The sequence below is a fragment of the Pseudomonas sp. 8Z genome, from assembly GCF_902506535.1.
In the GTDB taxonomy this organism is placed as follows: domain Bacteria; phylum Pseudomonadota; class Gammaproteobacteria; order Pseudomonadales; family Pseudomonadaceae; genus Aquipseudomonas.
Genome location: NZ_LR733826.1, coordinates 239,607 through 260,503 on the forward strand (window position 1 = coordinate 239,607; position 20,897 = coordinate 260,503).

Genomic DNA, 20,897 nt, shown 5'->3' on the forward strand with positions numbered 1-20,897 from the left:
AGCATAGCGCGGTTTGCTGCGGCTCAGAGCTTTGGCTGATAATCCCCCTTCGTTTCTTATTGTCTGGCAGGAGTCCCATGGAGCAGTTTCGCAATGTCGGCATCATCGGGCGCCTGGGTAGCACGCGGGTTTTGGAAACCGTGCGGCGACTCAAGCGCTTTCTCATCGACCGCCATTTGCATGTGATCCTTGAGGAGACCATCGCCGATCTGCTGCCCGGCCACGGGTTGCAGACCTCCTCGCGCAAGATGTTGGGCGAGGTGTGTGATCTGGTGATCGTTGTCGGCGGCGACGGCAGCATGCTCGGCGCCGCCCGCGCACTGGCCCGGCACAAGGTGCCGGTGTTGGGGATCAACCGTGGCAGCCTGGGGTTTCTCACCGATATCCGCCCCGACGAGCTTGAGCTGAAGGTGGCTCAGGTGCTCGAAGGGCAGTACCTGACCGAGAACCGTTTTTTGCTCGAAGCCGAAGTGCGTCGCCAGGGTGAGGCCATTGGCCAGGGCGACGCGCTTAATGATGTCGTCCTGCACCCCGGCAAATCGACGCGGATGATCGAGTTCGAGCTGTACATCGATGGCCAGTTCGTTTGCAGCCAGAAAGCCGACGGTCTGATCGTGGCCACGCCAACTGGCTCGACCGCCTATGCGCTGTCTGCCGGCGGGCCGATCATGCATCCCAAACTCGATGCCATCGTGGTGGTGCCGATGTACCCGCACACCCTGTCCAGTAGGCCCATCGTGGTTGACGGTAACAGCGAGTTGAAGGTGGTGGTATCGGCGGATATGACCATCTACCCGCAGGTGTCCTGCGATGGCCAGAACCACTTTACCTGTGCACCGGGCGACACCCTGCATGTGGCCAAGAAGGCGCAGAAGCTGCGCTTGATCCATCCGATGGATCACAACTACTACGAGGTCTGCCGAACCAAGCTGGGTTGGGGCAGTCGCCTGGGAGGGCAGGACTGAATGCCCATCGACCCCCATCGTGGCTATGATCTGATCGGTGACATTCACGGCTGTGCGCGCACCCTCGAACGCTTGCTAGAGCGTCTGGGCTACAGCCAGCATGCTGGTGTGTGGCGCCACCCGTCACGTATGGCGATATTCCTCGGTGACCTGGTCGATCGCGGCCCCGGCATCCGCCAAACCCTGCATTTGGTGCATGCCATGGTGAGCGCCGGTCAGGCGCTGTGCATCATGGGCAATCACGAGTTCAACGCACTGGGTTGGAGTACGCCAGCTCTGCCAGGCAGCGGTCGTCAGTATGTGCGTGAGCACAGTGCGCGCCACCAGCGCCTGATGCGCGAGACATTGGCGCAGTTCGAGGATCATCCGCAGGAATGGCGTGAATTCCTGCGCTGGTTCTATGAGATGCCGCTGTTTATCGACGCCGGGCGCTTCCGTGTCGTGCATGCCTGTTGGGATGCCGAGCTGATTGCGCCGCTCAAGGCGCAATTCCCCGATGGCTGCATCGACGAACACTTCATACAGGCTTCGGCTGTGCCCGGCAGCTTTGCCAGCATGGCGCTGGACCGTCTGTTGCGTGGTACCGACATGCGCCTGCCGCATGGCCTGACCTTGACCAGTGGCGACGGTTTTACTCGTTCCTATTTCCGCACCAAGTTCTGGGAAGAGGATCCGCAGACCTACGGCGACATCGTCTTCCAGCCCGACGCCTTGCCGGAGCTGGCGGCACAGACGCCGTTGACCGAGTTGCAAAAGGACGAGTTGCTCAAGTACGGCGCGCACGAGCCGCTGCTGTTCGTTGGGCATTACTGGCGGCGTGGCAAACCCGCGCCGATTCGCGCCAATCTGGCCTGTCTGGACTACAGCGCAGTGGTCGGTGGCCGTCTGGTGGCTTATCGCCTGGATCAGGAAACGCGCTTGGATGCGGGAAAATTCGTCTGGGTCGATGTCGACTCACAGGAGGCGCCGCGATGACGGCTGTTGTTGTCCTACGGGCACCGCTGGATACCGATTTGAGCGGATTTGTCGCGTTGCTGCAGCGTTTGCGCGTCCCGCATCGCGTGGCGGAAGAGGGCGGTGAGCAGGTGCTTTGGGTGCCGGGCGAGGCGTTGGCCGGACAAGTGCGTGAACTCTATGCACGTCACCCACAGGGGGATGCCGAAGGCGAACTGCCTCAGGTTGCGGCGCCTGCGCGGGAGGGCTTCGTCAGCCAACTGCGACGCAGCCCGGTGACCGCCTTGGTATTGCTCGCGACTTTTATCGTCTTCGCTGTGACCTTGGCGGGTGAAAACTTTTCCACGATCCGCTGGCTCAGTTTCGTCGACTTTCGCATCGACGGTGAAAGCCTCTACCTCAACTACCTGGACGCCACCTTGGCCAGTGGCCAATGGTGGCGGCTGATCACGCCGATGTTGATTCACTTCGGTTGGCTGCACCTGGCGATGAACAGCCTGTGGTACTGGGAACTGGGACGGCGCATCGAGTTTCGTCAGGGGGCGATCGGTTTGCTGGGACTGACCTTGCTGTTCGGTTTGTCGTCGAACTTCGCTCAATACTGGTGGGCCGGTCCGTCGCTGTTCGGTGGTTTGTCTGGCGTGCTCTACGGTCTGCTCGGGCACTGCTGGATCTACCAGCGCCTGGCGCCGAACCCGGCTTATCGCCTGCCGCCCGGCGTGCTGGTGATGATGCTGGCCTGGTTGGCGATCTGCATGACCGGCATCTTCGAGTTGCTGCAATTTGGCGCCATTGCCAACGCCGCGCATGTTGGCGGCCTGCTCACCGGCTGCCTGACAGGGCTGCTTGGCGGTATGCTGGCCCGACGTAGCGCTTGATCCGACTTTAGACCTGTAGGGCGGGTGCAACCCGCCTGCTCAGTGTTTCGGCGGGTTTTACCCGCCCTACGATTTATCTGGAGACCTGTATGTCGTCCTTTCTTGATGCGATTGAAAACATTACCCCGGAAATCTACGAAAGCCTCAAGCTGGCGGTGGAGATCGGCAAGTGGCCCGACGGGCGCAAGCTGACCCAGGAGCAGAAGGAGCTGAGCCTGCAGGCGATGATCGCCTGGGAAATGCAGAACCTGCCCGAGGAAGAGCGCACTGGCTACATGGGCGAGCAAGCGTGCAAGTCCAAGTCCGAGCCGGTGCCGAACCTGCTGTTCACGTCTTCGGATACCGTTCACTGATGATCGAGCTAGGACGTGGCTCGCTGAGCAAGATGGCGGCGCGCCTGGAGGCGCCGGTGCAGTACGCCTTCCGCTTGGGCGATGAAGAGGTGCCGGTCAATCCGCTGGTGGGCAAGAGCCTGCGCCTGGAATACCTCGGCGCGATTCATTGCACGCACTGTGGGCGCAAGACCAAGACCAGCTTCAGCCAGGGCTACTGTTACCCCTGTATGCAGAAGCTGGCGCAGTGCGACATTTGCATCATGAGCCCGGAGAAGTGTCACTACGACGCCGGCACCTGCCGCGAGCCGAGTTGGGGCGAGCAGTTCTGCATGACCGATCATATTGTCTACCTGGCCAACTCCAGCGGCGTGAAGGTGGGCATCACCCGCTCGACCCAAGTGCCGACGCGCTGGATCGATCAGGGCGCGACTCAGGCGCTGCCGATTCTGCGCGTGGCTACCCGGCAGCAATCCGGCTTCGTCGAGGACTTGCTGCGCACCCAGGTGGCGGACAAGACCAACTGGCGCGCGCTGCTCAAGGGCGACGCCGCACCGGTCGATCTATTGGCCATTCGCGAGCAGTTGTTCGACAGTTGCGGCGCGGGGATTGAGCAACTGCAGCAGCGCTTCGGTCTGCAGGCCATTCAGCCGCTTTCCGCCGCCGAGGTGCTGGACATTCGCTACCCCATCGAGGGCTACCCGGCCAAGATCACCAGCTTCAATCTGGACAAGCAGCCCCTGGCCGAAGGTACTCTGCTGGGTATCAAGGGCCAGTACCTGATGTTCGACACCGGCGTGATCAACATTCGCAAGTACACCGCCTACCAGTTGGCCATCCACGAGATCGCCGCCTGACCACCATTTGCAGCTTCAAGCCTGCCGCTTGAAGCTGCCTCGAAGAGGCCTCCGCCATGCGTACCGAACAATCCAAGACCATCTACTTGAAGGACTATCAGGTTCCCGATTACCTGATCGACGAAACCCACCTGACCTTCGAACTGTTCGAGGATCACAGCCTGGTGCATGCGCAGCTCGTCATGCGTCGCAACCCGCAAGCCGGCGCGGGTCTGCCGAAGCTGGTGCTCGATGGCCAGCAGCTTGAACTGTTGCACCTCAAGCTGGATGACCGCGAGCTGGGCGAGGGCGACTACAGCCTGAGCGACAGCCACCTGACCCTGCAGCCGACCCAGGAGCGCTTCGTCGTCGACAGCAGCGTGCGTATTCACCCGGAGAGCAATACCGCGCTGGAGGGCCTGTACAAGTCCAGCGGCATGTTCTGCACCCAGTGCGAGGCCGAGGGCTTTCGCAAGATCACCTTCTACCTCGACCGCCCGGACGTGATGAGCAAGTTCACCACCACGGTCAGCGCCGAGCAGCATGCCTACCCGGTGCTTTTGTCTAACGGCAACCCGATTGCCAGCGGCAGCGAGGAGGGCGGTCGGCACTGGGCGACCTGGGAAGACCCGTTCAAGAAGCCGGCCTATCTGTTCGCCCTGGTCGCCGGTGACCTGTGGTGTGTCGAGGACAGCTTCACCACCATGAGCAAGCGTGAGGTGGCGCTGCGCATCTACGTCGAGCCGGAGAACATCGACAAGCTGCAGCACGCCATGGACAGCCTCAAGCGTTCGATGAAGTGGGACGAGGAGGTCTATGGCAGGGAATATGATCTCGACATCTTCATGATCGTCGCGGTCAACGACTTCAACATGGGCGCCATGGAGAACAAGGGGCTCAACATCTTCAACTCCAGTTGCGTGCTGGCCAAGGCCGAGACGGCCACTGACGCCGCCCATCAGCGCGTCGAGGCGGTGGTGGCGCACGAGTACTTCCACAACTGGTCGGGCAACCGCGTGACCTGCCGCGACTGGTTCCAGTTGTCGCTCAAGGAAGGCTTCACCGTGTTCCGCGACAGCGAGTTCTCCGCCGACACCCACTCGCGCACCGTCAAACGTATCGAGGACGTGGCCTATCTGCGCACCCACCAGTTCGCCGAGGATGCTGGCCCCATGGCCCACCCGGTGCGCCCGGATGCGTACATGGAAATCTCCAACTTCTACACCCTGACCATCTACGAGAAGGGTGCCGAAGTGCTGCGCATGATCCACACCCTGCTCGGCCCGGAGCAGTTCCGCAAAGGTTCGGACCTGTACTTCGAGCGCCACGACGGCCAGGCTGTGACCTGCGACGATTTCGTCAAGGCCATGGAAGATGCCAGTGGCATCGACCTGACCCAGTTCAAGCGTTGGTACACCCAGGCCGGCACGCCGCGTCTGGCGGTCAGCGAAGCCTATGACGCCGCTGCGCAGACCTACAGCCTGACCTTCCGTCAGAGCTGCCCGGCCACACCGGGGCAGGGCGAAAAGCTGCCGTTCGTGATTCCGGTGGCGCTCGGCCTGCTCGATGCTCAGGGCAATGAGCTGCCGCTGCGCCTGCAAGGCGAGAGCGATGCGCAAGGTACCAGCCGCGTACTGTCGGTCACCGAAGCTGAGCAGACCTTCACCTTCGAAGGCATCGCCGAACAACCGCTGCCGTCCCTGCTGCGCGGCTTCAGCGCGCCGGTCAAGCTGCACTTCCCCTACAGCCGCGATCAGCTGATGTTCCTCATGCAGCACGACAGCGACGGTTTCAACCGCTGGGAGGCTGGCCAGCAGTTGTCCGTGCAGGTGTTGCAGGAATTGGTCGGCCAGTACCAGCGCGGCGAGCAGATGGTGCTCGATCAGCGCTTGGTCGAGGCGCTGCGTACCCTGCTGCTGGACGAGTCGCTGGATCAGGCGATGGTCGCCGAGATGCTCTCGCTGCCGGGTGAGGCCTATCTGACCGAGATCAGCGAAGTGGCCGATGTCGAGGCCATCCACGAGGCGCGCGAGTTTGCCCGCCTGCAACTGGCCGATGCCCTGTATGCGCCGCTGCTGGCGCGTTATCAGACCAACCGGGAAATCTCCAAAACCACGCCGTATGTGGCCGAGGCGGCGCACTTCGCCCGTCGCAGTCTGCAGAACATCGCCCTGTCGTACCTGATGCTCAGCGAGCAGCCGGAAGTGTTGGCGGCGTGTGTCGATCAGTTTGAGAATGCCGACAACATGACCGAGCGCCTGACCGCGCTGGCGGTGCTGGTGGGATCAATGTTCGAGGCCGAGCGCAGTCAGGCGCTGACGTCCTTTGCCGAGTTCTTCAAGGACAACGCGTTGGTTATGGATCAGTGGTTCAGCGTGCAAGCGTCCAGCACTCTGCCGGGCGGCCTGACGCGTGTGCAGGCGCTAATGGAGCACCCAGCCTTCACCCTGAAGAACCCAAACAAGGTGCGTGCGCTGATCGGCGCCTTCGCCAACCAGAACTTGATCAATTTCCATCAGGCTGACGGTTCCGGCTACCGCTTCCTCGCTGACCAGGTGATTACCCTCAACGCCCTTAACCCGCAGATCGCCTCGCGTCTGCTGGCGCCGCTGACCCGCTGGCGCAAGTACGCACCGGCTCGCCAAGCGCTGATGAAGGCCGAACTGGAGCGCATCCTCGCCTCTGGGGAGTTGTCCAGCGACGTCTACGAAGTGGTGAGCAAGAGCTTGGTCTGACGCCTGAGTCCCTAAATCCTGCGTTTTCAAGAAAGTGTTACTGGCCTTCGGCTGGTAACACTTTTTTGTTACCTAATCGAATAGGCTGGCGCGCAAAAAGCTGTCTGCTCGATTAAGGTTATAGGGCGATCTTGAAGTGGCACCGTTGGTCGCTCATTCGAATCGCGCTAAAGCAAGACAGGGGAGCATAAAGCTGTCGGATCGTCGGACAGGATTTGTCTTTTCGGCCGTAAAAATTGGCTGGTTGGTCAGTGAATGATCAGTCACATTCCCTCTCAGTACGAATGGGCTCTAGCACGAGGCTGCTGGCTAATACAAACGTTTGATTTGGCATCATGGTTGCAGCGTTAGCCGCGCTTGGGTTCAGCCGCTTTCGAGCGGATTGCCGGACAGATAACAACGAATCGGATCGATCAAACCGCCGCAGTGCGGTCCAAAGCGCCCACTGATCATGGGCCCACAAAAAGAACTACCCGCGGAGTAATGTCTCGATGGAAAACACCACCCGTAAACCCATTTTGCGTTTTGCACCTGCTAAGGCCGGTTTCGCTTTCGCTGGTGTGCTGCCGCTGCTGGTGGCTGCTCAAGCGCAGGCCGTGGAATTTAGCTTCGCCGATAACGAAGTGACTGGCTCGATCGATACCACGGTTTCCTATGGTCAGTTGTGGCGTGTCCAGGGCCAGGATAAAAACAACAACGACATCAACAGTAATGACGGCAATCGTAACTTCGATACGGGGCTAGTCTCCGAGGTGTACAAAGTCACCTCCGACCTGGGGATGGCTTATCAGAACTATGGTTTGTTCGTGCGTGGCACGGCGTTCTATGACACCCAGATCATGGATAAGCGCAATGACTATCTGAGTGCTGGTAGCTATCAGCCCAGCCAAAATCTTCCACGTGACAACAGTTTTACCTACGAAACCCGCCATAAAGCAGGCCGTGACGCGCAAATTCTCGATGCTTATGTTTATGGCAATTGGGATGTCGCCGAGATGCCAGTTTCCGGTCGCCTAGGGCGCCAAGTATTCAACTGGGGCGAAGGCCTGTTCTACCGTGGCGGTGTGAACACCACCAATCCGGTGGACGCCGCCAAGTTCCGTTTGCCTGGCTCGGAAGTGAAGGAGGTATTGGTGCCGGTCGAGGCGTTAAGCTTCAACATCGGCCTGACTGATAATTTGTCGATGGAGACTTTCTATCAGTTCAACTGGAAAGAATCGGCCATCGATCCGGCAGGTACCTATTTTTCCGAAACTGACTTGTTTGCCGATGGCGGCAATACTGCCTACAGCACCAATCAGGCTTTGGGAACCACGGCGTTTCGTACCAACTATGCCGCCCTGAGCGGGTTCGGGGTAGGTGGTTTGCAGGGAACCAACTACCTGGACAGCAATGGCGTGTTCAAAGTGGCGAACATTGGCTCTGATCTCAATGCCAAGAACGATGGTCAGTTTGGTGTCGCATTTCGCTACATCGCCGAAGAGTTGAACTCTACCGAATTTGGCTTCTATTTCGTGAATTACCACGCTAAAGAGCCGTCTATCTATGCCGATCTGGGTAATTACGCTGGTCTGAACATGGATGCCATCTCTACACAGGTCAGCGGTTTGAATTATCAGACCTTGCAGGGAGCCGCTCTTGGTAATGCTGCAGCTGCCCAGGCTCTGGGGCTTGTAAATGGTGCGGCGACTGTCGATGTTGCTAACCAGGTCAATGCGCGCCGCGAATATGCCGAAGATGTCCGCATGTATGGTATGAGCTTCAACACTACGGTCGGTAACGCGTCGGTGTTCGGTGAGCTGTCCTACCGCCCTAATCTGCCTATCGGTATCGCAACCACCAACGATCTGTTGGGGGATCTTCTGCTTCAGGCACCAGCAATCGCTTCCGGTAGCACCGTCAACGTCGGGGGTCAGCAGGTTGCGCTGGGCGGGCAGCTTCATAACTACACGCGTGTTGAATCATTCAATACCTCGTTGGGAGCCATTTATAACTTCGGTCCGTCGCTGGGCTTCGATTCGCTGTTTGGGATCGCTGAACTGGCATCTGAGCACCTGCGTGGTGATAGCCTGAAATACGAATCGCGCAATGGCACCCGCTATTATGCGAGCCGTGCCAATAACGCCTATGTCAATGGTTATGACCGTGATGATCAGGTCAATAAAGACGCTTACGGCTACACCCTGATGATGTCAGGTACCTGGAATGACGTTTACGCTGGGGTCAACCTGTCGCCGTTCGCCGTGTTCAAGCACGACTTCGAAGGTAACTCGCATCAGACCGGTAACTTCATCGAGGGGCGTAAGGCCTACACCTTGGGTCTGCGTGCCAGCTACTTGAATAGTCTGGAAGCCGAGATCCAGTACACCGAGTTCTATGGCGCCGGTCGTAACAACGTGATGCGCGACCGCGACAACATCGGCGTCAACGTCAAGTACTCCTTCTAAACCCCATAAACAGAAAAGGGCCGGGCGCCAGGTGCGCCTGGCTGCAATCCCTCACGGAGAAATACCATGATCAAGCGCAGGCTCATGGCTGTGGCCGTTGCCCTGGCATTTTCTGCCGGTAGCGCAGTGGCTGCCGTTTCCTCTCAGGAAGCTGCAAAACTCGGCACTACCCTGACCCCCTTCGGTGCCGAAAAGGCCGGCAATGCCGCTGGCACCATTCCCGCCTGGACCGGTGGTATCACTCAGGCGCCTGCAGGTTATGAAGGCCCTGGTCACCACCATGTCAATCCGTTCCCGGACGACAAGCCGCTGTTCACCATCACCGCGGCCAACCTGAGCCAGTATGAGGCCAACCTGACCCCAGGCCAGATTGCCCTGTTCAAGGCCTACCCGGAAACCTATCAGATGCCGGTCTACCAGACCCGTCGCTCTGGCTCCGCGCCGCAGTGGGTCTATGACAATACGCTGAAGAATGCCACCAGCGCCAAGCTGGTCGACGGCGGCAACGGTTTCACCGATGCCTTCGGTGGTACTCCGTTCCCGATTCCGCAGAGTGGTGTCGAGGCTCTGTGGAACCACGTCGCTCGTTATCGTGGTACTTATGTGGTGCGCCGCGCCTCGGAAGTCGCGGTACAGCGCAATGGCGCCTACACACTGGTGACGTCACAGCAGGAAGCGTTGTTCAAGTACTACGTGCAAAATGGCACGTTCGCCGGCCTGAACAACATCATGTTCTATTACCTGTCGTTCACCACCAGCCCGGCACGTCTGGCCGGTGGCGCAACGCTGGTGCACGAGACGCTGGATCAGGTCAAGGAGCCTCGTCAGGCGTGGGCCTACAATGCGGGCCAGCGCCGTGTGCGCCGTGCGCCGAACCTGGCCTATGACACGCCGATCGCTGCTGCCGACGGCCTGCGTACCGCCGACGATACCGATATGTTCAACGGTGCCCCGGATCGTTATGACTGGAAGCTGCTGGGCAAGAAGGAAATCTACATCCCCTACAACAACTACAAGGTCACCAGCCCTGACGTTAAGTACGAGGATCTGCTGAAACCCGGTCATATCAACCCGGCTTACACCCGTAACGAGTTGCACCGTGTTTGGGTCGTCGAGGGTACGCTGAAATCCGGCTCCCGCCACATTTACTCCAAGCGTACCCTGTTCCTCGATGAGGATAGCTGGCAAGCCGCTGTGGTTGATCAGTACGATGGTCGTGGTGAGCTGTGGCGCGTGTCCATCGCTTATCTGAAGAACTACTACGAGCTGCCGACCACCTGGACTGCGCTCGATGTGTTCCATGATCTGCAAGCGCGTCGTTATCATGTGCAGAACCTCGATAACGAGGAGAACAACACGATCGACTTCAGCCAGGCGGTACCGGACGACGGTTACTTCAAACCGGCAGCCCTGCGTCGCCGCGGTACGCGTTGATCGTCATGTAGTTCCACGAAAAGGCCGCTACAGTAGTAGCGGCTTTTTTGCATCAGTCGGGTCTATACCGCTCAATCACGCGGGTTTGGCTTAACAAAACATAACGTCGCAGCGATTGTCAGAGCTTTTCAATGCTCGCTAGGATGGGCCGTCTGCCAATTGGCAGCACCGCCTATAACAATAAGGGGGAAATCTATGAGTGAGCCCGTCATGCGGCGCACCCCATGCAGCCGTGCATCCACTCAGGAGGGCAAGCTGAAGCTCCGTTTTCATTCGCCGTTGACCAAGGCGCTCTCGTTGCTCGGTGTGATGTCGTTTCTGACCTTCGCGGTCATGCCGTTGCACGCAGAAACCTCCGCCACCTCCGTATTCGCCATTGAATCACCCAGAGCCCAGCATGGCCTGCTGCTCGACGTGGTTAATGTCGGCAAGCGGCTCGTCGCTGTCGGCGACCGTGGCCATATTCTTTATTCCGATGATCAAGGGCAGAGCTGGGTTCAGGCCAAGGTGCCGACTCGGCAGATGCTCACCGCTCTGTATTTCGTCGATGATCAGCATGGCTGGGCCGTAGGCCACGATGCACAGATTCTCGCGACCAGCGATGGCGGCCAGACCTGGAGCAAGCAGTTCGAGGATCTGGAGCGCGAAGCACCGCTGCTCGATGTCTGGTTCAAGGATCAGCAGACCGGCTTCGCCGTTGGCGCCTATGGCGCGCTGCTGGAAACCCTCGATGGCGGCAAGAATTGGGAGGACATCAGCGACCGCCTGGATAACGAGGACGCTTATCACCTCAATGCTATTGCGGCGGTCAAAGACAGTGGTTTGTTCGTCGTCGGCGAGATGGGCTCGATGTTCCGCTCCGCCGACTGGGGCGAAACCTGGGAGCGTATCGAAGAGCCGCCTTACGAGGGTTCGCTGTTTGGTGTCATGGGTACCGACCAACCGTCTACCTTGCTGGCCTACGGCCTGCGTGGTCACCTGTTCCGCTCCACGGATTTTGGCGATAGCTGGCAGCAGATTCCGTTGCAAACCGCCAGTGGCGGGCCGCTGGAATTTGGGCTCTCCGGTGGCGCGCGGCTGGCCGATGGTTCGTTGGTGATTGTCGGTAATGGCGGCAGCGTGCTGCGCAGTACCGATGACGGTCGTAGCTTCAGCCTGTTCAATCGTCCGGATCGTCAGTCTCTGGCCGCCGTGGCTGCTGGTGACAAGGGGCAGTTGGTGCTTGTGGGGCAGGGCGGTGTACGCCTGGCTAACGCACAAGGCGCTGATCTGGCCGCACAATAATAAGGGGTAGCTTTCGATGTCCGACCATCAAACGAACAAGGCGACCTTTCTGGAACGCCTGATCTTCAACAACCGGCCGGCGGTTATCCTGCTCTGTTTGCTGACTACGATTTTCTTGTTCTATCAAGCGATGCAGATTCGCCCCTCGACCAGTTTCGAGAAGATGATCCCGCTGTCGCACCCCTTCATTCAGAACATGATGGAGCACCGTAACGATCTGGCGAATCTGGGCAACACCGTGCGTATTTCGGTGGAGGCCAAAAATGGTGACATCTTCTCCAAGGAGTACATGGAGACGCTGCGCCAGATCCACGACGAAGTTTTCTACATCAATGGCGTGGATCGCTCCAGTCTGAAGTCGCTGTGGAGTCCCAGCGTGCGCTGGACCGAGGTGACCGAGGAGGGCTTCGCCGGTGGTGAGGTGATTCCGCAAACCTACGACGGCAGTGCTGACAGTTTGAACGAGCTGCGTGGCAATGTGCTCAAGTCAGGGCAGATTGGCCGTCTGGTCGCCAACAACTTCAAGTCCAGCATCATCGATGTGCCGTTGCTGGAGTCCTACCCGGATCCAAACGATCAGGGCAAGTTGATCAAGCTCGATTATCAGCAGTTCTCCCACGAGCTAGAGGCCAAGATTCGCGACAAGTATCAGGCGCTCAATCCGAATGTGCAGGTGCACATCGTCGGTTTCGCCAAGAAGGTCGGTGACCTGATCGATGGTCTGATTATGGTGGTGGGCTTCTTCGGCATCGTGCTGCTGATTACTTTTGCCCTGCTGTACTGGTTTAGCTGGTGTATCCGCAGCACCATCGGCGTTCTGGCCACTACGCTGATCGCCGTGGTCTGGCAATTGGGGCTGATCCATTTGATCGGCTTCGGTATCGATCCCTACTCAATGCTCGTGCCTTTCTTGATTTTCGCCATCGGCGTGTCCCATGGCGTGCAGAAAATCAACGGGATCGCCTTGCAGTCCAGTGGCGCGGAAAACTCGCTGATGGCCGCGCGGCTGACCTTCCGGCAATTGTTCCTGCCGGGCATGATTGCGATTCTGGCGGATGCGGTGGGCTTCATCGCGTTGTTGGTCATTGATATCGGTGTGATTCATGAACTGGCCATCGGTGCTTCGATCGGTGTGTTGGTCATCGTCTTCACCAACCTGATTCTGCTGCCGGTGGCTATTTCCTACCTGGGTATCAGCAAGAAGGCCGTGGCTCGCAGCAAGCGCGAAGAAACGCTTGAAAAGCCCCTGTGGCGCCTGTTGTCGAATGCCGCGCACCCGCGTGTGGCGCCGTTCATGGTGGTTATCGCGTTGCTGGCCGGTGTCGGTTGCTTCCTATACCAGAAGGCCAATCTGCAGGTTGGTGACCTCGATCAGGGGGCGCCGGAGTTGCGCCCGGATTCGCGCTACAACTTGGATAACGACTTCATCATCCAGAACTACTCGACCAGCTCCGACGTGCTGGTGGTGATGGTCAAGACCAATCGTGAGGGTTGCTCGCGCTACGATTCGCTAGCTGCCATGGATGAGCTGATGTGGCGGATGGAGAATACGCCCGGCGTGCAATCCGCCATTTCCATGGTCACGGTCTCCAAGCAACTGATCAAGGGTATGAACGAGGGCAACCTGAAGTGGGAAACCCTGTCGCGCAACCAGGATGTGCTGAACAACTCCATCGCTCGTGCTGACGGTCTGTACAACGCCGACTGCTCGCTGGCGCCGGTGCTGTTGTTCCTCGAAGATCACAAGGCGCAAACCCTCAAGCGTACCGTTGCCGCTGTACAGGCGTTCGCCGATGAGCACAATCGTGACGGTCTGCAGTTCCTGCTGGCTTCGGGCAATGCCGGTATCGAGGCTGCGACTAACGAGGTGATTTCCACCTCCGAGTTGCTGATGCTGTCGCTGGTGTATCTGTGGGTGGCGGTGATGTGCCTGATCACCTTCCGCTCGATTCCCGCGATGATCTGCATTGTGCTGCCGCTGATCCTGACTTCGATTCTGGGCAATGCCCTGATGGCCTGGCTGGGTATCGGCATGAAAGTCGCGACCCTGCCGGTGATTGCACTCGGCGTGGGCATCGGCGTGGACTACGGCATCTACATCTACAGCCGCCTGGAGAGCTTCCTGCGCGCGGGAATGCCTTTGCAAGAGGCCTATTACCAGACGCTCAAGTCAACCGGTAAGGCGGTGCTGTTCACGGGTCTGTGTCTGGCTATCGGTGTGGCAACCTGGATGTTCTCGGCGATCAAGTTCCAGGCCGATATGGGCCTGATGCTGACCTTCATGTTCATCGTCAACATGTTCGGCGCCATGCTTTTGTTGCCGGCACTGGCGCGCTTTTTGATCAAGCCCGAGAAACTGGCGGGCAAGAAGGGCGGTTCGCTGCTGGCTCACTGATCATCGCGCGCCATTGGCGCCGATGACTCAGCAAAACGCCGTGCCCATGGGCGCGGCGTTTTGCATTGCGGCATATCAGGTGCAGATGGCTTTGCCGGGCGCGCGTGGGATGATGCCCAGGCACAAACGAAAAGGGCGCAGCATATAGCTGCGCCCTCGGCTTAGCACGAATCAGCGCAGCATCTGGTTGACCATGCGTTGCTCGTCTTCCAGTTCGCGCTGGCGTGCGTCGATGCGTGACGCAAGCTGGAAGTTGTTGGCGGCGCGGCGTTTGGCGAAGTCCAGTTGTTCCAGCGCCTGTTTGTAGTCACCGACGAGCGCGAAGTATTCGGCGCGTGCCTGGTGCAGGCCAATGGTATTGCCGCTCAGGCCTCGTACTTCGGCGACTTGGTACCAGACATCCGGGTCTTTATCGCGTGACTTCAGCAACTCGTCCAGGGCACGCTCGGCATCTTGAATGCGGCGCTGCTTGAGCAGCAAGTCGATCCGCGTCTGCTGCAGTGAGTAGCTGCTGGGGTAGAGGGTAAGCAGTCGGCTCTGACGGCGCTGGGCGTCGTCCAGGTGGTTCTGCGCCATGTCCAGTTCGAGTTGAGCCAGGTTGTAGGTCAGATCATCAGGCGCGCTTTTCAGTAGCGGCTGCAGGGTCTGCTGGGCCTCGCTCAGTTGACCGCTTTTCATCTGCGCCAGAGCCAGGCCGTAGCGGGCGGCGTCGAGCTTGGGGTTCTCGTCGAGCATGGCGCGAAAACGCTTGGCCGCCACGCCGGGCGTTTCCTCGTAGGTCAGTTGCACGCGAGCGCGCATCAATTGGTAGTGCAGGCTGTCCTCAACGCCTTTGCCCGAATATTGCTCGGCGCGGTTACGGGTGTCGGCGATACGTGATTCGGACACCGGGTGAGTGAGCAGGAACTCCGGCGGCTTGGCGTCGTAGCGGTATTGCCGCATCAGGCGCTCGAACATGCTTGGCATCGCTCGCGGGTCATAACCGGCACGCTCTAGGTTGACCAGGCCGATACGGTCAGCCTCTTGCTCGTTCTGGCGAGAGAAGCGGCGTTGTTCCTGAATCGCTGCGGCCTGGGCTGAAAAAATGGTCGCCATGCCGGCATCACCCGCCCCGGCGGCGGCCGCCACGATGCCGGCCAGCATCGCGGCCATCACTGGCAGTTGCATACGCTGCTGGGCTTCAACCCCACGGGCGAAGTGGCGCTGCGACAAGTGCGCCAGTTCGTGCGCCAGAACCGAGGCGTATTCAGCTTCGGTCTGGGCATAAAGGAACAGGCCGCCGTTGACGCCGATGATCCCGCCGGGGGCGGCGAAGGCGTTGAGCTGGTTGCTGTTAAGTAGGATGAACTCCAGGCGCCGGTCTTGCACTTGGCTGGTCTCGGCCAGGCGATAGACGCTGTTTTCGACGAACTCCTTGAGCTGTGGATCGTCGAGCTGGGGTACTTGGCCGCGCAGCAGAGCCAGCCAGGCGCGACCAAGCTGGTGCTCCTGCTGGGGCGAGACGATGGATGAGCTGGCGTCGCCGAGCGAGGGCAGGTCATCGGCACTGGCGTTGGCGGCGAGTAGGCAGGCGAGCGTCAACAGGGTAGGGCGCAGAAAAGTCATGCAACTGAGGCTCTTGGCTGACGAAAGGGCTTACTGTAGCTGGCTGAGTGCTGTGCTGGCCAGGGATCGGACGCGTTCGGTATCCTAGGCGGCGTTGTTGTTTCGGTGTGAGCCGTGCGCCACTGCGCCCAATTCCCCCACTACGCGTGGATGCAGATAAGGCGCGTTCTTTGGTCCGGCTCGCTGCGCTGTGTAGCGCCAAGCCTCATGTAAAACCTGGCATCGCACGTGGTCATGCGTGCGGCGGCAGGGTCTAGCCCTTTTCTGCTGGAGTAAACGATGACAGATACGCCGGCTTTCGAGGCCGAACTCGATGCCAGTGGGCTCAATTGCCCTTTGCCGCTGCTCAAGGCCAAGCTTGAACTCAATCGTCTGGCCAGCGGCGCTGTGCTGAAGGTCATCGCCACTGATGCAGGCTCGCAACGCGATTTTCGTGCATTTGCGACGCTGGCCGGGCATACCTTGTTGCACGAGGACGTGCAACAAGGCGTTTATCGCTATTGGTTGCGCAAGGCCTGATAGCGAGGGCTCGCACTATCGTGCGGGCATTTTTTGAAGGATTTCTGATGGTCAAGGTTCTGCAAAACTGGATTCACCGCTACTTCTCCGATGAGCAGGCGGTGGTGCTGGCTGTATTGCTGGTGTTGGGGTTCGCGGTGGTGCTGACGCTAGGCGGCATGCTGGCACCGGTGCTCACGGGATTGGTGTTGGCGTTTCTGATGCAAGGGCTGGTCAACGGTCTGGAGCGCCTGAAAGTGCCGCAAGCGCTGGCTGTGTGGCTGGTCTTCACCTTGTTCATGGGGGCTCTGACGGTATTTCTGCTGGTGCTCATGCCGTTGCTTTGGCAGCAGCTTAGTACGCTGTTCAACGAATTACCGCGCATGGCATCGGAGTGGCAGGCCGTCTTTTTGCTGCTGCCTGAGCGCTATCCTCACCTGATCACCGATGCTCAGGTGGTACAACTGATTGCCAGCATGCGTGGCGAGGCGGGTAAGTTCGGTCAGTGGGCCTTGTCGTTTTCGCTCTCCAGCCTGCCGCTGCTGGTTAGTCTGATGATCTATCTGGTGCTGGTGCCGATTCTGGTGTTCTTTTTCCTCAAGGATCGCGAGTTGATCGGGCGCTGGTTCCGTGGCTATCTGCCGCGCGAACGTGCGCTGATCACGCAGGTGGCGCAGGAAATGAATCAGCAGATCGCCAACTACATTCGTGGCAAGTTCATCGAGATCATTATTTGTGGGGTGGTCACCTACATCGCTTTCGCTTATCTGGGGCTCAACTATGCGGCGCTGCTGGCGTTGCTGGTCGGTCTGTCGGTGGTGGTGCCTTACATCGGCGCGGTGGTTGTCACGGTGCCGGTGGCGCTGATCGGCTTGTTTCAGTGGGGCTGGAGCGACCAGTTCATCTATCTGATGGTGGTCTATGGCATCATCCAGGCGCTCGACGGTAATGTGCTGGTGCCGTTGCTGTTCTCTGAAGCGGTCAATCTGCACCCGGTGGCGATCATCTGTGCGGTGCTGCTGTTCGGCGGCTTGTGGGGCTTCTGGGGCGTATTCTTCGCCATTCCTCTGGCGACCTTGTTCAAGGCAGTGATCAACGCCTGGCCAAGAAGCGAGCCAGTGTCTGGCCAGTGAAGGTCGGGGTGTTAGGAGCGGCTTCAGCCGCTTAAATACCCCAGAAACAAAAACGCCGCGATCCTCAAGGGGGGGGGGGCGCGGCGTTTTTCATTGGCTGGGGCTCAGGCCTGGTTCAGCGCCTCGGCGGCAGCAAGCACCTTGTCGACGTGGCCGGCGACTTTCACATTGCGCCACTCTTCACGTAGCACGCCGTCCTTGTCGATCAGGAAGGTGCTGCGCACGATGCCCATGTATTCCTTGCCGTAGTTCTTCTTCAACTGATACACGCCGAACAGGTCGCAGAGTTGGTGCTCTTCGTCACTGATCAGTTCGAAGGGGAAGGCCTGCTTGCACTTGAAGCTCTCGTGCTTTTTCAGGCTGTCCATCGATACGCCGAAGATCAGCGTATTGGCGGCCTTGAACTGCTCGAAGCGGGCGCTGAAGTCCATGCCCTCGGTGGTGCAGCCTGGGGTTGCGTCCTTGGGATAGAAGTACAGCACCACCTGTTGGCCTTTCAGTTCGGACAGCTTGACCTGCTGACCGCTGGTGGCGGTGGCCTGGAAATCGGCAACGGCTTTGTCGAGCGCTACGGACATAAAAACTCCTTGCGTACGGCTATCAGGGGTTTTGGGGGCGCCAGGGTTCGATCAGCGCATCCAGATTCAGGGCATCGGCGAAGTCGAGGAACTGGTCGCGCAGCCAACTGATCTGCGTGCCGGCTGGCAAGGTCACGGTCAGTGTGGCATTGAGCATGGTGCCGCCGGTCTGCGGCGCCTGGTAGGTGTCGCAGGTCAGGCTCTCCAGTTCGACGCGATGATCGAGGAAGAACTGGCACAGTTCGTTGAGAATGTCCGGGCGATATACGGCACTGACGTAAGCCACGTAGGGCAGCGCCTGTGGGCGTACCTCGGCGGCGCCGCTGCGAATCACATTGACCGAGAAATCGTGCTTCTTGGCCAGTGCTGGCAGGCTGGATTCCAGGCGAGCCAGGGCATCCCAGTTACCGGAGACCTGCAGCACCAGCGCGCTGTACTCGCCATGACGGCTAAGACGGGTGCTGATGACTGCGCAACGGTTCTCGTGGGCGGTACGGCTGAGCAGATTGGTCAGGGCCATGGCGTCTGGGCCAAGTGCGCTGATGAGCAGGAACTGTTCGCGAACGGGGGGGGTGGACATTCAGCCTTCCTAAAGCGATGAAGGGCCCGGTCACCAAGGCGACGGAGCAAAGGCAGAAGGGTAGCGAAAAGCGCCGTCGAGGGGAATGCCGAGTGCGCTGATCGGACTGAGTGAAGACGCAGTGACGGCCGTGTTCCTTGCTTGTGCCGGACAAGAGGCGCCAGTACCATTACGGCTCAATTTTTCCGGCAGGAGCGGTTGCATGATTGCGGGCAGTATGGTGGCACTGGTCACGCCCATGGATGCGCAGGGGGAACTGGATTGGGACGCCCTGAGCAAACTGGTGGATTTCCACCTGCAGGAAGGTACCAATGCCATCGTCGCGGTCGGCACCACGGGTGAGTCCGCAACGCTGGAAGTGCCCGAGCATATCGAAGTGATCAAACGCGTGGTCAAGCAGGTCGCCGGGCGAATCCCGGTGATCGCTGGCACCGGTGGCAATTCCACTCGTGAGTCCGTTGAGCTGACCCGCGCGGCCCAGGACGTTGGCGCCGATGCCTGTCTGCTGGTCACGCCGTATTACAACAAGCCGACCCAGGAAGGCTTATATCAGCACTTTCGGCACATCGCCGAAGCCGTGGCCATCCCACAGATCCTCTATAACGTACCGGGCCGCACGGTGTGCGACATGCTCCCGGAAACCGTCGAGCGTCTGGCCAAGATCGACAACATCATCGGTATCAAGGAAGCCACTGGCGACCTGCAACGCGCTCAAGACATCCTCGATCGCGTCAGCAAGGATTTCCTCGTCTACTCCGGTGACGATGCCACTGCTGTTGAGCTGATGCTGCTCGGCGGCAAGGGCAATATCTCGGTCACCGCCAACGTCGCACCGCGCGCCATGAGCGACCTGTGCGCCGCAGCCGTGCGTGGCGAGGCCGCTATTGCGCGAGCCATCAATGATCGCCTGATGCCGCTGCACAAGGCGCTGTTCCTCGAATCCAACCCGATTCCAGTGAAGTGGGCGCTGCACGAGATGGGTATGATGGGCGATGGCATTCGTTTGCCACTGACCTGGCTCAGCCCTCGTTGTCATGAACCGCTGCGCCAGGCTATGCGCCAGTGCGGTCTACTGGCTTAACCTAAGGATTCTACGCATGAAGCGACTGGCCGGATTTTCCGCCCTTGCTCTGATCATCTCCAGCACCAGCGGTTGCGGCTGGCTCTGGGGTGAGGATGGCTATTTCCGTGATCGCGGTAGCGACTATCTGGAGGCGCGCCAAACCGCACCCATGAAGCTGCCTGCCGATGTCGACGCCAAGCGCCTTGACCCGTTGCTGCCAGTGCCAGCACAGGTGCCCAACGCAGCTCAGACCTCTGGTGAGTTTGAAGTGCCACGGCCAATGGCCATGCAGATCCGTGCCGACGAGCGCGAGTTCAGCTTGCAGAACAGTGGTGATTCGCGCTGGATCGTGGCGCAACGCGTACCGGCTGAAGTCTGGCCGCTGGCGCGTCAATTCTTCGAGGACAATGGTTTTCGGATTGCTGAAGAGCGCCCACAGGTGGGCGAATTCACCACCACCTGGCAGCGTTTCGATGAACTCTCTGCAAACATGGCGCGCCAGCTCAGTAGTCGCGTATCAGATGTTGCTGCCGATGCTGAAACGCGAGTACGCGTTCGCATCGAGCCAGGCGTGCAGCGCAATACCAGCGAAGTATTCATCGCCAGCGCTCAGCGTCCGGCCGGCAGCAGCGCTGATGTGGCTTTCGCCGACAAGGCAAATTCCAGTCTCGAAAGCGCCTTGCTGGATGAAATGCTCGTCAGCATGGCGCGCAGCGTAGAGCAGGGCGGTTCGGTTTCCCTGTTGGCTGCCCGCGACTACGACGCGCCGAGCCGCGTTAGCCTGAGCGAGGACGGTAACGGCAATCCGCTGCTCAACCTGGGGGCTGACTTCGACCGCGCCTGGTCGAGTGTGGGGCGCTCACTGGAGTTGGCCGACATTCGTGTTGACGACCTCAACCGCAGTCTGGGCGTCTACTACATCAACCTGGCTGAGGGGGCGCAGAAGCGTGATGAGCAGCCTGGCTTCTTCAGTCGTTTGTTCGGCGGCAAGCCGAGCAAGGAAGAGATTGACGCCCGTGCCGAGCGTTACCAAGTACGTCTGACCACTGTGGGTGACAGCGTGCAAGTAACGGTAGACAAGGACCTCAACACCGTGGCGCCGTCCGACACCGCGCGCCGCATCCTGAGCCTGATTCAGGACAATCTCGGCTAATAGGCCCTGGCCAGCCGATCATCGATA

Annotated in this window: 17 protein-coding genes; 14 read left to right on the forward strand and 3 right to left on the reverse strand. The window is 59.6% G+C overall.

The annotated features are described in order from the left end of the window. Positions 1-77: 77 nt before the first annotated feature. From AERO9A_RS10450 to AERO9A_RS10495, 10 genes are all read left to right on the forward strand, one after another. Entirely contained in the window at positions 78-965 is an 888-nt protein-coding gene (locus tag AERO9A_RS10450) for an NAD(+) kinase (protein ID WP_159971896.1), read from the forward strand. Continuing rightward, a complete protein-coding gene (locus tag AERO9A_RS10455; RefSeq protein WP_159971897.1) occupies positions 966-1,940 on the forward strand; it encodes a metallophosphoesterase in 975 nt (324 codons plus the stop codon). Next, the gene (locus tag AERO9A_RS10460) at positions 1,937-2,797 is read left to right on the forward strand and encodes a rhomboid family intramembrane serine protease (protein WP_159971898.1); all 861 of its coding nucleotides are present in this window, start codon (positions 1,937-1,939) and stop codon (positions 2,795-2,797) included. Before AERO9A_RS10455 ends, AERO9A_RS10460 begins: the two co-directional genes overlap by 4 nt. 89 nt (positions 2,798-2,886) lie before the next feature. Further along, complete coding sequence (locus tag AERO9A_RS10465; RefSeq protein ID WP_159971899.1) at positions 2,887-3,150, forward strand: YeaC family protein; 264 nt, start codon at positions 2,887-2,889, stop codon at positions 3,148-3,150. Next, positions 3,150-3,986, forward strand: a complete 837-nt coding sequence (locus AERO9A_RS10470; protein WP_159971900.1) for a DUF2797 domain-containing protein — start codon at positions 3,150-3,152, stop codon at positions 3,984-3,986. Before AERO9A_RS10465 ends, AERO9A_RS10470 begins: the two co-directional genes overlap by 1 nt. Positions 3,987-4,042: 56 nt before the next feature. After that, positions 4,043-6,700 carry an aminopeptidase N gene (pepN, locus tag AERO9A_RS10475; RefSeq protein ID WP_159971901.1) on the forward strand — a complete coding sequence of 886 codons (2,658 nt, stop codon included), beginning with the start codon at positions 4,043-4,045 and terminating at the stop codon, positions 6,698-6,700. 491 nt (positions 6,701-7,191) lie between these two features. Further along, positions 7,192-9,147, forward strand: coding sequence for a DUF1302 domain-containing protein (locus AERO9A_RS10480; RefSeq protein WP_159971902.1), 1,956 nt, complete (start codon positions 7,192-7,194; stop codon positions 9,145-9,147). Between the two features lie 66 nt (positions 9,148-9,213). Then, complete coding sequence (locus AERO9A_RS10485; RefSeq protein ID WP_159971903.1) at positions 9,214-10,581, forward strand: DUF1329 domain-containing protein; 1,368 nt, start codon at positions 9,214-9,216, stop codon at positions 10,579-10,581. A gap of 195 nt (positions 10,582-10,776) precedes the next feature. Beyond that, positions 10,777-11,865 carry a YCF48-related protein gene (locus AERO9A_RS10490; RefSeq protein WP_159971904.1) on the forward strand — a complete coding sequence of 363 codons (1,089 nt, stop codon included), beginning with the start codon at positions 10,777-10,779 and terminating at the stop codon, positions 11,863-11,865. A 16-nt stretch (positions 11,866-11,881) separates the two neighbouring features. Next, entirely contained in the window at positions 11,882-14,260 is a 2,379-nt protein-coding gene (locus AERO9A_RS10495) for an RND family transporter (protein WP_159971905.1), read from the forward strand. A 171-nt stretch (positions 14,261-14,431) separates the two neighbouring features. Here AERO9A_RS10495 and AERO9A_RS10500 read toward each other — a convergent pair whose 3' ends face one another. Then, positions 14,432-15,865 (reverse strand): M48 family metalloprotease, encoded by a 1,434-nt coding sequence (locus AERO9A_RS10500; protein ID WP_159971906.1) that lies wholly within the window; start codon positions 15,863-15,865, stop codon positions 14,432-14,434. A 279-nt stretch (positions 15,866-16,144) separates the two neighbouring features. Here AERO9A_RS10500 and AERO9A_RS10505 point away from each other — a divergent pair, with 279 nt between their 5' ends. Together AERO9A_RS10505 and AERO9A_RS10510 are read left to right on the forward strand one after the other, a co-directional pair. Continuing rightward, the gene (locus tag AERO9A_RS10505) at positions 16,145-16,384 is read left to right on the forward strand and encodes a sulfurtransferase TusA family protein (protein ID WP_159971907.1); all 240 of its coding nucleotides are present in this window, start codon (positions 16,145-16,147) and stop codon (positions 16,382-16,384) included. Positions 16,385-16,431: 47 nt separating this feature from the next. Next, positions 16,432-17,496 carry an AI-2E family transporter gene (locus tag AERO9A_RS10510; RefSeq protein WP_159971908.1) on the forward strand — a complete coding sequence of 355 codons (1,065 nt, stop codon included), beginning with the start codon at positions 16,432-16,434 and terminating at the stop codon, positions 17,494-17,496. A 104-nt stretch (positions 17,497-17,600) separates the two neighbouring features. Here AERO9A_RS10510 and AERO9A_RS10515 read toward each other — a convergent pair whose 3' ends face one another. Together AERO9A_RS10515 and AERO9A_RS10520 are read right to left on the reverse strand one after the other, a co-directional pair. Beyond that, positions 17,601-18,074, reverse strand: coding sequence for a peroxiredoxin (locus AERO9A_RS10515; RefSeq protein WP_159971909.1), 474 nt, complete (start codon positions 18,072-18,074; stop codon positions 17,601-17,603). 22 nt (positions 18,075-18,096) lie between these two features. Continuing rightward, complete coding sequence (locus tag AERO9A_RS10520) at positions 18,097-18,654, reverse strand: glycine cleavage system protein R (RefSeq protein ID WP_159971910.1); 558 nt, start codon at positions 18,652-18,654, stop codon at positions 18,097-18,099. Positions 18,655-18,856: 202 nt separating this feature from the next. Between AERO9A_RS10520 and dapA the strand changes: the two genes are divergently transcribed. Together dapA and bamC are read left to right on the forward strand one after the other, a co-directional pair. Further along, on the forward strand, positions 18,857-19,735 hold the full coding sequence (gene dapA, locus AERO9A_RS10525) for a 4-hydroxy-tetrahydrodipicolinate synthase (RefSeq protein ID WP_159971911.1): 879 nt from the start codon (positions 18,857-18,859) through the stop codon (positions 19,733-19,735). A 16-nt stretch (positions 19,736-19,751) separates the two neighbouring features. Then, a complete protein-coding gene (bamC, locus tag AERO9A_RS10530; RefSeq protein ID WP_159971912.1) occupies positions 19,752-20,870 on the forward strand; it encodes an outer membrane protein assembly factor BamC in 1,119 nt (372 codons plus the stop codon). Positions 20,871-20,897: the final 27 nt, after the last annotated feature.